We start from the raw sequence: 14,722 nt of genomic DNA on the forward strand, positions 1-14,722 counted from the left end.
TGGCTTCCGCCAGCAACTGCGCGTCTTCGCCCTTCAGGCGCCATGGCTGGCTGCCGTTGGCGCAGCAGACGTTTCGCCGGACATTTGCTTGGCCGCGAAGCCGAAACAGACCACGGATGCGATCATCGTGATCGAAGCGCCCGCGCAGGCGATGTTGAGGCTCTGAGCGGGGCCGAGGCTGGCGCGAAGCAGATCACTGACGAGTCCCACGGCGAGTGGGCCGAGCCCTAGGCCGATAAGGCTGGTCATGAAGAACAGGATCGCTGACGCCGTCGCGCGCACACGAGGAGTCGCCAGGACCTGAACCGAGGCGAAGGTCGGGCCGTAGGCCATAGCGTGCAGGAAAACGCCGATCGTGAGCGCCGCCAGGGCGAGCGGAAAGCTGGGCGCGAATGGCGTAACGCCCAGGAAGGGCGTCGACGCCAGTAGAACCACCATTGGCTGCTTGGCATAGCCCGATACGCCGCCACGCGCGGCGCGGTCCGCGAGTTTGCCGCCGATCAGGGTTCCCGCGCCGGCGCTGACGCCGATAGCGAGGCCCAGGGCAAGGCCTGCCAGTCCGGCCGGCCCAAGACCGAGCTCGGCGCCGAGGCGCGTAAGAACCGGGCCGTGGTTGCGCAGGAACACCGAGCCGAAGAAAGCCGACTGGCCATAGTAGGAGAAGGAGGTCAGGGCGGCCGCCAGGGCGATAAGCCAGAAGGCCGGCTTTTGCCTCAGCTCCGCCAGAGCCGCCGCCAGGGACAACATTTGGCCGGACGCGCGCGCGAGCCGGGGGCGCAGGCGCCGGGGCTCTCGAAGGGTGAGAGCAGCGATGACCGCGACGCCAACGCCCGGCAGGCCTGCGAGGATGAACGCGGCGCGCCAGCCCATGGCGTCGACGAGAAGGCCGCCGATCGCCAGCCCCAACAACGAACCCAGCGGAATACCTAACGAATAGAAGGCCAGGGCCGAGGCCAGCTTGGCGCGCGGCGTGAACTCGGTGATCAGCGAGTGCGCCGCGGGCGTGCAACCGGCTTCGCCCACACCGACGCCGATGCGCGCCAGGATGAGTTGCGGAAAGGTTCGCGCCAAGCCGCACGTCGCAGTGAAAGCGCTCCAGACCGCCAGGGAGATGGCGATCAGGCGGACGCGGTCACCCTGGTCCGCGAAACGCGCCATCGGTAAGCCGACGGCGGAGTAGAACAACGCGAAGGCCAGACCGCTCACCGCGCCGATCTGCCAATCGGCCAGATTCAGTTCCGCCTTCATGGGCTCGGCGAGGATGGTGATGATCTGGCGATCAAGCATGTTGAGCGCATAGATCAACATGAGAAGGCCAAGCGCGTAGCGCCTATAGCGGTCCGACCATGCAACGGGCGGCGACTCGAGTTCTGTTGGATGGGGGTCAGGCATGTCGCGCTCGCGGATCGTTTTGCGATCGAACGCTAGGCGGCGCAGCGGTTGGGCGCGCGGCGCCACCGCTTAGGGATCCAATATCGCCTATGTGATCTTCCGGGCTGCGAGTGCTTTTCGCCTTGAGCGCGCGGCGACGCCGTCAACGACTGCCCAAGTTGCTTTGGGAGACGTTGCGCCATGGACATCAACACTTCCGCGAACCCGAAAGTCCACCGAGCGCAGGCCATCGTTGTGGGCGCCGGATTCGGCGGGATGTACGCGGTCCACAGGCTGCGCCAGGAAGGCCTGTCGGTGCTCGGCCTGGAAGCAGGCGGCGATGTCGGCGGGACCTGGTACTGGAACCGCTATCCGGGCGCGCGCTGCGACGTCACCAGCATCGACTACAGTTACGCCTTTTCCCAGGCGATCGAGCAGGAATGGACCTGGAGCGAAGTGTTCGCGGCCGGGTCCGAAATCCTGGCTTACGCCAACTTCGTCGCCGATAGGCTGGACCTGCGCTCGGCCTACCAGTTCAACACCCGCGTGCGGACAATCGCCTTCGACGACGCCCGTCGCGTGTGGACTCTGACCACCGAGCAGGACCAACGGTTCGAGGCGGACTATCTGGTCATGGCGACCGGGCCGCTGTCGCTGCCCAAGCCGGTCGACATCCCGGGCGCTGACCGTTTCAAGGGCGAGCTCTATCGCTCGGGCAAGTGGCCCCATCACGAGGTCGACTTCCGGGGCAAGCGGGTCGGGGTCGTGGGCACGGGTTCGTCCGGTATCCAGATCGTCCCCGTGGTGGCCGAGACCTGCCAGTCGCTGACGGTGTTCCAGCGTACGCCCAGCTTCACCCTGCCGATGCGCAACAAGAAGGTCTCGGACGATTACGCCGAGCAGCTGAAGGCCAACATGGCGGGGCTTCGGGCGGTGGCGCGCACCACCTTCACCGGCGGGGTCCGACCGCTATCGACCCGCCCGCTTTTCAGCATTCCGGTGGAGGAGCGCAACGCGCTGATGGAGGAGGCCTGGGACAGGGGCGCGCTCCATTTCCTGGGCCTGTTCTCGGACCTGCTGACCAACGCCGCCGCCAACGAGATCGTCGCCGACTTCGTGCGCGACAAGATCAGCCAGACGGTCAAAGACCCCGTGACGGCCGAGAAGCTGAAGCCGCGCGGCTATCCGATCTACGCCCGACGTCCGTGCCTCGACACCCACTACTACGAGACGTTCAACCTGCCGCACGTCTCGCTGGTCGACTGCTTCGAAGAGCCGATCACCGAATTCACCGACACCGGTCTTCGCACCACCCACAGCGAGGTCGCGTTGGACGTGATCATCATGGCCACCGGCTATGACGCCCTGACCGGGCCGATGCTGGCCATCGACATCACAGGGCGTGACGGCCTGAAGCTCAGCGAGGCCTGGCGCGATGGTCCAAGGTCGTACCTGGCCCTGCTGATGCACGGCTTTCCGAACCTGTTCATCATCGGCGGTCCGAACGGTCCCTCGATCCTGGCCAACTATATCCGACTGGACGAGATGAACGTCGATTGGGTGGTGGACTGCATCCTGCACATGCGTCGCGAGGGACTGGCGACCGTCGAGGCTACGGCTGAGGCGCAGACGCGGTGGAGCCAGACCGTGGGTGAGATCGCCGATCGCACCCTCTATGTGAAGGCCGACACCTGGTACACCGGGACCAATATCGAAGGTAAGCCGCGCGGGTTCTTCGTCTTCGCCGGCGGCCTCAATCGTTACGCCGAAATCTGCGCCGGCGTGGCGGCGGCGGGCTACGAGGGCTGCCGCTTCACGCCGCGCTAGGCTCTAGACAAACGGGGCGCGGCGATGCGCGCGCCCCGGCCGGACCTCAGTCGCGCTGGCCCAGGAACGCGTAGAGCGGATCATCGGGGAAGCGTCCGCCTACCGGTGTGCGGCCTCCGAAGCGTTCAGGATGGACGCCGGGCGTCGGGGCGGACTTCTCGATCCAGTCGAAGATCACCTGGCGGGCCGCGATGCGCCATTCGCCATTCCGCTTCTCGAAACGGTCCAGATAGCGGCCGCACATGTGCAGAACGACGAGGGAGCCGTCGTCGTCCGGTTGCCGGTGCAGGGCGGTGAAGACGGATTCGACCGAGGCGGCGGCCTCGCCTTCGAAGGCGATCATGACATTGTGCACTTGGTGCACGCCGCGCTCGACATGCGGCAGGATCTTCAGGGCCCAGTCGACGAACTCCGAGGCCGTGCCAATGAAGGAGCCGTGTTGGTCAGGGCCTTCAGGCCAGGCGACCGAGCGCAGGGTCGTCTCGTCCATCCGATCGATGCCGCGGCAATAGCGGTACAGGCACTGACGGATCTGCTCGCTGTCCCATAGCTGCTGGAGATTGGGTTGGTCCGCCATGACAAGGCCTCGAGTAGTGAACGGGGGTTACTGGATGTCGCTGGCGTCGCCGGCGTCGCCGAAGGCGGTCCAGCCGCCATCGACGCTGAGCGTTGCGCCGGCGATGTAGCTGGCGGCGGGGGAGGCCAGGAACGCGATGGCTCGGGCGACTTCCATGGGATCGCCCAGACGGCCGATCGGCGCGCGGCGCCGGATCTTCTCGAACTGCGCGCGTCCTGCCGACTTGAGCGCAAGCACGGCGGGGGTCTCGATGTATCCGGGCGCGACCGTGTTCACGCGGATTCCGGCGGGGCCCCATTCGCACGCCAGGCTGCGGCTCATCATCGTTACGGCCGCCTTGGCCGCGCAGTAGGCGTTGCGCTGGGGCAGGGCGCTCAGGCCCGCGATGGAGCCGAGATTGACGATGACGCCGCCCTGGCTCATCAGGCGCGCGGCGGCTTTGGCGGTCGCCAGCGGGCCGCTGAAGTTGATGTCGTAGACGCTGGTGAAGTCCTCGGCGGTCTGCTCCAGCGTGGGCTTGAAGACGTCGGCGGCGCCGGCGTTGTTGATCAAGACATCCAGCCTTCCCCAGCGCGCCTGAGCCTGGGCGAAGGCCGCCTCGACCGCCGCCACGTCGGTGATGTCGGCCTGGACGACGATGTGTTCGTCGCCCAGGGCTTCGGCGAGCGCCTTGGCGCCCTCCGGATCGCGCTCGATCACCAGCAGGCGGTCGCCGGCGGCGTGAAACAGATCCACGACGCAGCGGCCGATCCCCCGGCCGCCGCCGGTGATCGCGCTGATGCGAGGCTTGGGAACTTGGGGGCCTGGTGCGGGCCTCGTCGAGGCCGGCCCCGAACCGCCATAGACCGTATAGCCGCCGTCCACGACCAGGGTTGCGCCCACCACATAGCTGGCGGCGTCGCTGGCCAGGAAGAATGCACCCTCGGCCATCTCCTCGGGTTCGCCCATCCGTCCAAGCGGAATGCGGGAGAGCACGATCGAGGGATCCAGAATCCCCGCGTCGATCTGGTCCTGGACCATCTGGGTGCGGGTGTAGCCGGGCAGCACGGCGTTGACGCGGACGCCCTTGGCCGCCCACTCGCAGGCCAGGGTTCGGGTCAGCGAGATCACCGCCGCTTTGCTGGCGCTGTAGCTGGTGCGTCTGGGCAGGGCGACAAGGCCTGCGCCGGAGGCCAGGTTGATGATCGCGCCGTGGCCTTGCTCAATCATCAGGCGTCCGGCTTCCCGTGCGGCGAGGAAGGCGCCGGTGACGTTGACCGCCTGCAGTCGGGCCACCTCTTCGACCGTCTGGTCCAGGGTGGCGGTCGGCTGGGGGTCGGTGACGCCAGCGTTGTTGACCAGCACGTCAAGGCGACCGAACGCCCGGCGCGCATGCTCGAACCCTTCGCGAACCTGGGCCTCGGAGGAGACGTCCATCGCCATCGCGTGGTGATCGGGACCCAGGCTGGCGGCCCGTTCGCGGGCGCGTTCGACGTTTCGGTCGGCGACAAGCACGCGGTCACCCGCGCGGGCGAAGCGCTGGCACGCCGCCCAGCCGATGCCATCCGCGCCGCCGGTTACAAGCACCACGCGCGACTGCGCCTTGGAGGTCATTGCGTACTCTGTCTTGCGGGGACGTCGCAGATGACGGCCTTCGAGAAAAACCTAGCAGTGCTCGTCCATGCGCCACGCTGGGGTCCGGGCGACCGCCAAATATCGCCTATGTGATGTGGCGCGCGCCGCCCGGCCGGACTCAGGCCACAGCGGCGTGAGCAGCTACCAAGTTCACGAGACGGTCCGCGACCGCCGACTGGGCAAGGAGCAAATGATGTCGTGCTTGAAGATTGAGGTCGAAGACTTCGTGGCGACGGTGACGCTGGCCAATCCGCCGGTGAATTCAGCGAGCGTCGACATGATGCTGGAGCTGACGGCGGCCTTTGACGCTTTCAACGAGAACCCCGACGTCCGCGCGGTGCTGCTGACGGCCGAGGGCAAGACCTTCTGCGCCGGCGCCGATCTGAAGAACCGCCCGGGTCCCGACGCTCCGGCCGGCACGGCCTTCGCCCGTCAGCGCATGGCGCGCGAGATGAGCTGGTCGATGGTCGAGTGTAGCAAGCCGATCGTCGTGGCCGTCAACGGCGCGGCCCTGGGCGCGGGTCTGGGCATCGTGGCCAGTTGCGACATCATCGTGGCCTCGGAACGGGCGGTGTTCGGTCTACCCGAGATCGACGTGGGCCTGGCCGGCGGCGCCAAGCACGCCCTGCGCTTCATTCCCCATTCACTGGCGCGCCGCATGGTGCTGACCGGCTGGCGCGTTCCGGCCGAAGAGCTGTACCGCCGAGGCCTGATCGAAGCGGCGCTGCCGCATGAGGCGTTTCTCGACTACGCCCGCAACATCGCCAAGGAGATCGCCAGCAAGAGCCCCGTCGCCGTCGCTGCGGCCAAGGACAGTCTGAACGTCATCGACAATCTGAGCTTGCGCGACGGTTACCGGTACGAGCAGGGCAACACCTACAAGCTGTCCAAGAGCGAGGACGCCAAGGAAGCGGTGCGGGCCTTCATTGAGAAGCGTCCTCCGGTCTTCCAGGGGCGCTGACCTGAGGCGGCGCTCGGCCCTCGGGCAGGGCGTCGGCGCGCCGAGCTTTCCGGCAACAAGAAGCCAGCGTCACAGGGTGACGCTGGCTTTTTCGTTTCAAGATTTCGACGGCCGTCAGGCGTTGGCGATGATCCGGCGCAGCAGTGGAGCGGCCACGCCGGCCGTGTTGCGGACCTTGCTCCAGCGGTTGAGGCTTGCGAGCGGATCGCAGGCGCCGGTCCTGGCCATGTAGAGCGGTCCGCCGCGCCACTTCGGAAAGCCCAGGATCTTGGTCCAGATCGCGTCGACCAGGCTCGGTGACAGGTCTGGGTGCGCATCGAGCAAATGCGCCGTGCCGTTGATCGCCGCCGTCAGGCACCGCTCGACAACCACCTCATCGTCGATGGGGGCCCGCGCACAGCGCTGGAAGGTGGCCGAGGCTTGCAAAAGCCGCTCGACTTCCGGTTCGAAAGTGTAGCGACCATCGCTGCCATGGCGGTACCAGCCTGGCGCATCGCCGCCGCCGGTGCGGCCCGCGTCGATCATGAGGTCTAGGGTGGCGAATAGGTGATCCAGTCCTCGCCGTTTGCCGGGCCAGACTGACGGCGAAACACCGCCTCTAGGCCTTCCCGATCAGAGCGCAGGAACGGTGCGATGCGGAAACCGAATTTCTGTAGCTCTCGATCAATCTGCCCAGGCGTGGCGCCTTCATCCAGGAGGTGGATGGCTTCACGCAACAAAGGCCATGCAAGATCGTGCGCGATGTCGGCGGGAACCGCCACACGCGCCAACGCGGCCTGCCCGCGCTCGGCATAGGTCAGAGCCTGGGCTTCTGGCGAAGCGGCGAAGGCCTCGTCGAGCCGATCGATCTCGCTGCGGGCGCGCCGCGCGGGTGTCTGCCAAGCCAACTCCAGGGCGCGCAGAAGCATCATCGGCGCGGTCTGTTGCGGGGCGTCGCGACGTACCTTGGCGCGCAGTCCATAGATCTTCGCGGCGATCACTTCGGGCTCGGCCGCCAGAACAGGACGACGTTCGCCTTTTCGACTTGCGCCGAGCTTTTCGGCGACTTGAACGAGATCGCGGGCGGCGATCAGGTCGATCAAGCCACATTCGACGGCCGCTTTGCTGTCCCAGACCGCTCCAAAGACGGCGAGGCCGGCGGCGCGCTCGATCTCGACATGGCGCGCCAGGCGGATGAGGGTTTCGGCGGCGGGGAGATGACCCTCGCTGCGGGCGAGGTTCGAGAAGGTCGCATTCGGCAAGGCGACGCGCGCCTCGCAGGCCAAGGCCAACTCCAGACCGGAGCCCGTCACAGGGCCCGAAAGCGCGGCGACGATCGGCTTTCTGGACCCAGAAACCGCCGCGTACACTGCGGCGCGCGCATCGTCTGCGGCGATCTTGGCCGCCAAGACGTCGTTGAACAGCCGGCGGCCGTGGAGAACGATGGCGCAAACCTCAGGGTCCTCACCGAAAGCGGCGATCGCTTCGATAAAGGCTTGAGCGTGCGTTGCGTCCCAGCTGCAAGGCGGTGGGCAGTCCAGCTTCAGCTGAGCGACGCCCCGTCTGGGCGGGATGGCCGAAGTCGCCGAAAGGTCAGCCAGCATGTTGAACGCCAGCCGACGGGTCGTTTCCGTTCCCATATTTCCTCCAACCGGGTGCGTATCGCGATCCGCTTTGAGCGGTTATTTTTCCGGTCCGGCGCGCGCCAAAGCGCCCGCCATGACGAACAACAGCACGCGAGAATGAAAGGTTAAAGCCACGCGGCTCTCGCTCGGCTCAGTATCGCGTATGTGAAAAGACACGGGGTGAGCCGGCCATCTCCGGGTAAGGCGCGATCCGTCCCTATGGTCTGGCGCGAAGACCACCGGATACAGGAATAGCCATGCTCGGCCTGATGCAGGATACGCCTCTGACGCTGTCCTCGCTGCTCGATCACGCAGCGCGCTTCCATGGCGAAGTCGAGATCGTTTCCAAAGATCCCGGCGGTGCGACACGAACCAACTACGCGCGGATTGCGGCGCGCGCGCGCCAGCTGGCCGCCGCGCTGCGGCGTCGGGGACTGCGCGAAGGCGACCGTGTCGCCAGCCTGGCCTTGAACACCGCGCGGCACCTGGAACTGTACTACGGCGCCACCGGGGCGGGCGGGATCCTCAACACGGTCAATCCGCGACTTTTCCCCGAGCAGATCGCTTTCATTCTGCGGCACGCCGAAAACCGGATCGTGTTCTTTGATCCGGCCTTCGGACCCTTGCTTGAGACCTTGGTCGACCTGGCGCCGCAAGTCGAAGCCTATGTCTGCCTGTCCAGCGCGAGCGACATGCCCAGCCTGCGCCTGCCCAATCTGATCGCCTATGAAGACCTGCTCGCGCCCGAGGCCAAGGACGCGGCCTGGACTGCGGTCTCGGAGAACGCGGGCGCGATCCTCTGCTATACCTCGGGCACGACGGGAGATCCGAAGGGCGTACTCTACAGCCATCGTTCGCTGATCCTGCACGCCTTCGTCGCGACAGGCGCGGACGGCATGGCGATCTCACGTCGCGACAGCATCCTGCTGGTGACGCCGCTGTTTCACGTCAATGCTTGGGGCATACCGTTCAGCGCCGCCATGTGCGGGGCCAAGCTGGTGTTGCCCGGCGCCGCCGTCGATGGCGAAAGCCTGTTCTCCCTGCTGCGGGCCGAGCGCTGCACCTTCAGCCTGGGCGTGCCGACAGTCTGGCTGGGCTTTCTCGACTATGTCGCCACCCATCGCGAGGAGCTGGACCTGGCGGGACTGGCCCTGGAACGGATTCTCGTCGGCGGCTCAGCCGCGCCGCGCAGCATGATCGAGCGCTTCGACTACATGCTGGGCGTCTATGTCATCCATGCCTGGGGCATGACCGAAACCAGCCCGCTGGCGACCATCGGCACGCCGCTGCCCGAGCACGCCTTCCTCGATCGCCAGACGCGATACGACATTCAGGCCCTGCAGGGGCGCGCCATCTATGGCGTCGAGCTTCGCATCGTCGACGCCGACGGCGTGGTCGCGCCGCATGACGGCGTGGCCGTTGGCGACCTTCAGGTCCGCGGACCGTGGGTCGTGCAGCGTTACTTCAAGGCCGAGGCGCCGGCCACCACTGCGGACGGTTGGTTTCCCACAGGCGACGTCGCCAAGATTCATCCCAACGGCTACCTGCAGCTAACCGACCGCTCGAAGGACATCATCAAGTCGGGCGGCGAGTGGATCTCATCGGTCGACCTGGAAAATGTCGCTATCGGCCACCCCGACATCCGCGAAGCTGCGGTTATCGGCGTGCCGCATCCCAAGTGGCAGGAGCGTCCCTTGCTGATCGTCGTGCCCACGCCAGAGACGACGCCCGACAAGGCCGACATCCTGAAGTTCCTGGCCTCGCGCGTGGCGCGCTGGCAGGTGCCCGACGACGTGGTGATCGTTGACAGCCTTCCGCACACGGCGACCGGCAAGTTGCTAAAGGCCAAGCTGCGCGAAACGTATCGCGACTACCTCGCTGAACCGGCCGAGTAGGGCCTGAGAGCAGGGCGTCAAGCCTCGGGCGCTGAATAGTGCCTGAGGCTCTCGGCGTAGCCGGCCACGCCCGCCTTCATGATCGCGACGATCTCGCTCTTGTGGCGGGCGATGCGGCTGTTGAGGCCGCCGACCCCCAGGGTCAGCTGCACGCCGTGCGGTGCTGCGGGCAGGGGCATGGCGATCCCCGCCGCGTTGGGGAACGGGAAAGCGGCCAGCAGGCTGTAGCCTTCGCGTCGGACCCAGGCCAGTTGCTCCTGCAACTGGCCGATGTCGATCCGGTCGCTTGTTCCGCCAAGATAGGCGTTGATGTGGCGGCACAGCTTGTCGACGGCCTTGCTGGGCATCCGACTCATCAGCACCAGGCCGGCGGCCGAGTGAGGCAGCACCCGCATGCTCCCCTCGGTCATGGCGATCTTGTGCGGATGGCTGGGCTGTACGATGCGCAGGTGCTGGATGAAGATGTCGTTCTGAGACGAGATCACCACCGTCTCATTGGTCTGCTCGAAAATGCTTTTGACCAGGCGATCCAGATCGCCGGACCCAAACAGGTGGTGGTTGACCCAATCGCCCAGGGCCGCGACCCGCGGCGTCGGGAAGTAGGTGCGCGAGGCGCGGTCGTAGTTCAGGTAGCCCAGAACGACCATGCTCTTAAGCAGGGTCGTGGTGCTGGATTGCGGATAGCCGAGCTTCTCAAAAATATAGGTCAGCCGTAGCGGCGCGCGCTGTTCCTGGAACAGCTCCAGGATTTCCAGGGTGCGCGCTGCGGATTTGATCGGGTCTCGGCGCATTCGGACATTCCCAGTCGTGGCGGATTCACACTGCCAGAATAGCGTCTTAGAGCGTCGCGCCCGCGCCGCGTCCAGGGGTTCAGCACATATGTGATGTTATCGAAGCCTGCGGCGAGGCCTTCGTGGCGGCGAAGAGGCTGGCCACCTCCGCAGCGCGTCACCTTGATGAGTGTTCGCGCCGCTTCATCTCAATTATCGCGTTTGCGATATTCGGACCCTTCCATCCCCCGGTCTGGCCAGATCTTGTCCGCCCCGGCTCCCTAGGCAGGACGCTAGAGCGGCGTCGCAACAATCACAGATGAGCCCGCGCCGCGCGGAAGCTTATTGGGGGAAACGAATGGTGATCTCGCAGACCTTGCGCCGTGCGGCCTTGCTGGCTGGCGCCTCTACGCTCTCCTTGTTCTTGGCGCTGCCAGCAGCAGCCCAGACAGCCCCCCCGGCGGGGCAGGAGACCGTCACCATCGACGAACTGGTCGTCACCGCCCAGCGACGCGAGGAAAAGCTGCAGGACGTGCCGATCGCCGTTTCGGCCTTTTCCAATGATATGCTCCGTCGCCAGAAGATCGACGGCGGTCCGAACCTGCAACTGGCGATTCCGAACGTCACCTTCGCCAAGAGCTTCTACAGCGGCTACAACTTCCAGATCCGCGGCATCGGCACCAAGCAGACGGCCGTGACCGGCGACTCCTCGACGGGCGTCCACTTCAACGGCGCTCCGCTGACGTCCAACCGTCTATTCGAAGCTGAGTTCTTCGACGTCGAGCGCGTGGAAGTCCTCCGCGGGCCGCAAGGCACGCTCTACGGCCGCAACGCCACGGGCGGTGTGGTCAACGTCCTCAGCGCAAAGCCCACCGGCGAGTTCGAGGGCATGCTGCGCGCCGAGGTCAGCAACTATGACGGCCGCAAGCTGCGCGGGATGATCAATGTCCCGCTGGTCGCCGACAAGCTGGACCTGCGCCTGGCGGGCGCGACGCTGAATCGCGGGGGTTTCGTCGATAACCTGGGCACGGGCGACAAGGTCGATGACCGCGACCTCTATTCCTTCCGTGCAAGCCTGCGCTGGCGTCCCACCTCGACCGTCGACGCCAACTTCGTCTGGCAGCACTTCAAGGAGCGAGATGCTCGCCTGCGTACCGGCAAGGGACTCTGCACGCGCGACAGCGGCCCGAGCTCGGTGGGCGGAACGGCGATCACCAACGCCACGGTCCGCGGTTTCCTCAGCGCAGGCTGCGCCGACGCCTCGGTCTACAACGCCGCCGCCTACGGGACGCCGAACTCGCTCTCAACGCTGTATGGCATCATCGGCTTTGCGCGGGGCCTGGTCAGCGGCGATGTGTATGGCGAAACCCAGCCTCAGGGACTGGACGTCATCGACTCGGCGAAGAACCCCTACTATCGCGCGGAGGAAGACGTCTTCACGCTGAATGTGGCGTGGGACATCAATGACAAGCTGCAGCTCAACTCGCTGACGTCATATTACGACGGCGAGCTGGACGCGCGCCAGGAGATGAACCGCTTCCAGGCCTCGACGGTGTTCAACAGCACCACCCTGGCGCCGGGCGGTCTGGTGAATGATCCGCAGTTGGGCGCGTCCAACCGCATGTCGGTGTCGGACCGGATCACCACGCCGTCGCGCCAGTGGAGCCAGGAACTGCGCTTGCAGTCGAGCTTTGATGGTCCGCTCAACTTCAGCCTCGGCGGCCTGGCCCTGCGTTATGACGTGGTCCAGTCGTTCTACATCATGTCGAACGCCTTCACCTACGCGGCGATGGTGGCCAATGGCGGCGCGAACTGCGCGCCGGGCGGGACGTGCGTCTATATCGATCCGAACCGCGCGCCGACCGGCGAGGGCCACGGCAACTATCTGAGCTTCCAGCCCTATCACCTCAACTCGAACGCCTTGTTCGGCGAGGTCTATTACGAGGCGACGCCGGAGCTGAAGTTCACGGTGGGTCTGCGCTACACCGACGACAAGAAGACTCTAGACAACTTCCCGGTCAAACTGCTGACGCCGGGCAGCGGTCTGACGCCTGGAACGCCGCCGCAGCTGACCGCTCAGTTCAAGAAGTTCACCGGTCGCGCAGGCTTCGACTGGAAGCCGGACCTGGGCTTCACCGACGACACCCTGGTCTATGCGTTCTATTCGCGCGGCTATAAGGGCGGCGGTCCGAACAACATCGGTCAGGTCGCGACCCTGCGGCCGTTCTACGAGCCGGAATATGTCAACGCCTTCGAAGTGGGGACCAAGAACACCCTGCTGGGCGGCGCCCTGGTCCTGAACGGTTCGGCGTTCTTCTACGATTACAAGGGCTACCAGATCTCGAAGTTCGTGAACCGGATCTCGGTGACCGAGAACATCGACGCCGAGATCAAGGGCATCGAACTGGAAGCCGTCTGGGAACCCGTCAAGCGCTTCCGCATGAACGGCACGCTGGGTCTGCTCGACACCAAGATCAAGAACGGTGAATCGATCGATCCGATGAACCGTACCGGCGGCAATTCGAACCTGACCCTGGTCAAGACCTCGGGCGCGGCGGGATGCGTGGTTCCGACGGCCGCCCTGGCCAACCTGCTGGCGGTCATCCAGCAAGCTCCGGGGGCGGCCACGGTCGCCGGCGTCTCGGGCAACCCCTCGGCGCTGCTGGGCGCTTGCTCGGGCAGCTTCGCGACCTCGTTCGGCGTGACGCCGACCGACGGCGTCGCGGCCAAGCTGAAGGGCAACGAGCTGCCGGGCTCGCCGAACTGGACGGCCTCGATCGGCGCTCAGTACTCGTTCGACGTCCTGGACGGCTGGGAGGGCACCGTGCGCGGCGACTACTACCGCCAAGGCGACTCCTACGCCCGGGTCTTCAACACCTCGGTCGATCAGCTGAAGGGCTGGGCGAACGCCAATCTGTCGTTCCGTCTGGTCAATGACGAACGGGGCCTCGAGATCGAAGGCTATGTGAAGAATGTCTTCAACAAGCGTTCGATCACCGACGTGTTCCTCATGGATGAAGCCCTGGGACAGGTCGCCAACGCCGTCTTCACCGAGCCGCGCATCATCGGTGTGTCTCTCCAAAAGACTTTCTAGGTTCTCCCGAAAACGCCTCGGACATCTGGCGGCGGTCGAAAGACCGCCGCCCTTTTTTGTGCGCGCATCACGTCGGTGATGTTTCCGCTCGGCGGCTCGCTTCAGCGAGCGCGGCGGCGAGGGCGGGATAATCATGGACCCTGACAGCGATCGCGCCTCGGGCCGGTCGGCAACACGGGAGGAGGGAACGATGGCTGGTCGTCTAGAGGGGCGCGTCGCCGCGGTGACGGGGGCCTCGCGAGGCCTGGGACGGGCGACTGCGGCCATGCTCGCCGCCGAGGGCGCGGTGGTCGCTCTGCTGGACCTGAAGGCGCACTGGGCCCAGGCCGCTGCCGACGAGATCATCGCGGCCGGCGGGCGGGCTGTGGGGCTGGGTTGCGACGTCTCCGATCGCGAAGCCCTGACCACCACCTTGGGCGGGATCAACGACCAGTACGGCCGGTTCGACGTGCTGGTGAACAACGCCATGTGGAACGTCTATGAGCCGCTGGCGGCCATCCGTCCGGAAAGCCTGGACCGCATGGTCGGCGTGGGCTTCTCGGGCGTGATCTGGGGCATGCAGGCCGCCGCGCCGCTGATGGCCGCCTCGGGCGGCGGCTCGATCGTCAACATCGCCTCGGTCAGCGCCCAGCTGGGCATTCCGAATGGCATCGCCTATTGCGGCGTCAAAGCGGGGGTCGCGGGCATGACCCGCGCGGCCGCCGCCGAACTCGGCGCGATGAATATCCGTGTCAACGCCGTGGCGCCGTCGACGGTGGACACGGAGGGCGTGCGTCGGGTGGTGTCCGAAGAGCGCATCGCCATGCGGATCGGACAGACGCCGCTCGGCCGCCTGGGAACCACCCAGGACATCGCCAAGGCCGTCCGCTACCTGGCGTGTGACGACAGCGACTTCGTCACGGGCCAGATGCTCACCGTCGACGGCGGCCTGGCCACCGCCCTGTCCTAAAAAGGTCTGGGCCGGATGAAGTCATCCGGCCCAGACCAACGTCGATGTTGATGTCTTGGA

9 protein-coding genes and 1 pseudogene are annotated in these 14,722 nt (G+C 66.0%); 5 read left to right on the forward strand and 5 right to left on the reverse strand.

Features of this window, described 5'->3' with window-relative positions; all coding sequences use genetic code 11:
* Positions 1-33: 33 nt before the first annotated feature.
* Positions 34-1,392 carry a spinster family MFS transporter gene (locus CSW63_RS04815; protein ID WP_369797859.1) on the reverse strand — a complete coding sequence of 453 codons (1,359 nt, stop codon included), beginning with the start codon at positions 1,390-1,392 and terminating at the stop codon, positions 34-36.
* Positions 1,393-1,572: 180 nt separating this feature from the next.
* On the opposite strand from CSW63_RS04815, the gene CSW63_RS04820 reads away from it, so the two are divergent.
* The gene (locus CSW63_RS04820; protein ID WP_062095877.1) at positions 1,573-3,198 is read left to right on the forward strand and encodes an NAD(P)/FAD-dependent oxidoreductase; all 1,626 of its coding nucleotides are present in this window, start codon (positions 1,573-1,575) and stop codon (positions 3,196-3,198) included.
* Positions 3,199-3,244: 46 nt separating this feature from the next.
* Here the strand turns inward: CSW63_RS04820 and CSW63_RS04825 are convergent, their stop codons facing one another.
* Both CSW63_RS04825 and CSW63_RS04830 read right to left on the reverse strand, forming a co-directional pair.
* On the reverse strand, positions 3,245-3,775 hold the full coding sequence (locus CSW63_RS04825; RefSeq protein ID WP_062095879.1) for a nuclear transport factor 2 family protein: 531 nt from the start codon (positions 3,773-3,775) through the stop codon (positions 3,245-3,247).
* A gap of 27 nt (positions 3,776-3,802) precedes the next feature.
* Entirely contained in the window at positions 3,803-5,368 is a 1,566-nt protein-coding gene (locus CSW63_RS04830; protein WP_062095881.1) for a glucose 1-dehydrogenase, read from the reverse strand.
* Between the two features lie 154 nt (positions 5,369-5,522).
* Between CSW63_RS04830 and CSW63_RS04835 the strand changes: the two genes are divergently transcribed.
* Complete coding sequence (locus CSW63_RS04835) at positions 5,523-6,350, forward strand: enoyl-CoA hydratase/isomerase family protein (protein ID WP_062095892.1); 828 nt, start codon at positions 5,523-5,525, stop codon at positions 6,348-6,350.
* A 114-nt stretch (positions 6,351-6,464) separates the two neighbouring features.
* On the opposite strand, the pseudogene CSW63_RS04840 reads toward CSW63_RS04835, so the two are convergent.
* Positions 6,465-7,969: pseudogene (locus tag CSW63_RS04840) on the reverse strand (enoyl-CoA hydratase-related protein).
* A gap of 242 nt (positions 7,970-8,211) precedes the next feature.
* On the opposite strand from CSW63_RS04840, the gene CSW63_RS04845 reads away from it, so the two are divergent.
* Positions 8,212-9,849 (forward strand): long-chain fatty acid--CoA ligase, encoded by a 1,638-nt coding sequence (locus CSW63_RS04845; protein WP_062095885.1) that lies wholly within the window; start codon positions 8,212-8,214, stop codon positions 9,847-9,849.
* A gap of 17 nt (positions 9,850-9,866) precedes the next feature.
* On the opposite strand, the gene CSW63_RS04850 is transcribed toward CSW63_RS04845, so the two are convergent.
* Positions 9,867-10,640, reverse strand: coding sequence for an IclR family transcriptional regulator (locus tag CSW63_RS04850; protein ID WP_062095886.1), 774 nt, complete (start codon positions 10,638-10,640; stop codon positions 9,867-9,869).
* A gap of 169 nt (positions 10,641-10,809) precedes the next feature.
* Here CSW63_RS04850 and CSW63_RS04855 point away from each other — a divergent pair, with 169 nt between their 5' ends.
* Positions 10,810-13,713: a TonB-dependent receptor gene (locus tag CSW63_RS04855; RefSeq protein WP_099502804.1), complete on the forward strand. Its 2,904-nt coding sequence runs from the start codon at positions 10,810-10,812 to the stop codon at positions 13,711-13,713.
* 133 nt (positions 13,714-13,846) lie between these two features.
* Positions 13,847-14,662 carry an SDR family NAD(P)-dependent oxidoreductase gene (locus CSW63_RS04860; protein ID WP_168193599.1) on the forward strand — a complete coding sequence of 272 codons (816 nt, stop codon included), beginning with the start codon at positions 13,847-13,849 and terminating at the stop codon, positions 14,660-14,662.
* Positions 14,663-14,722: the final 60 nt, after the last annotated feature.

Origin of the sequence: Caulobacter sp. FWC26, from assembly GCF_002742645.2 — a bacterium.
GTDB lineage: Bacteria > Pseudomonadota > Alphaproteobacteria > Caulobacterales > Caulobacteraceae > Caulobacter.

Bases quoted from the DNA above. Each gene is read 5' to 3' on its own strand.
- CSW63_RS04860 (WP_168193599.1), top strand. From the start codon at position 13,847: ATGGACCCTGACAGCGATCGCGCCTCGGGCCGGTCGGCAACACGGGAG.
- CSW63_RS04825 (WP_062095879.1), bottom strand. From the start codon at position 3,775: ATGGCGGACCAACCCAATCTCCAGCAGCTATGGGACAGCGAGCAGATC.
- CSW63_RS04845 (WP_062095885.1), top strand. From the start codon at position 8,212: ATGCTCGGCCTGATGCAGGATACGCCTCTGACGCTGTCCTCGCTGCTC.
- CSW63_RS04815 (WP_369797859.1), bottom strand. From the start codon at position 1,392: ATGCCTGACCCCCATCCAACAGAACTCGAGTCGCCGCCCGTTGCATGG.
- CSW63_RS04820 (WP_062095877.1), top strand. From the start codon at position 1,573: ATGGACATCAACACTTCCGCGAACCCGAAAGTCCACCGAGCGCAGGCC.
- CSW63_RS04830 (WP_062095881.1), bottom strand. From the start codon at position 5,368: ATGACCTCCAAGGCGCAGTCGCGCGTGGTGCTTGTAACCGGCGGCGCG.
- CSW63_RS04850 (WP_062095886.1), bottom strand. From the start codon at position 10,640: ATGCGCCGAGACCCGATCAAATCCGCAGCGCGCACCCTGGAAATCCTG.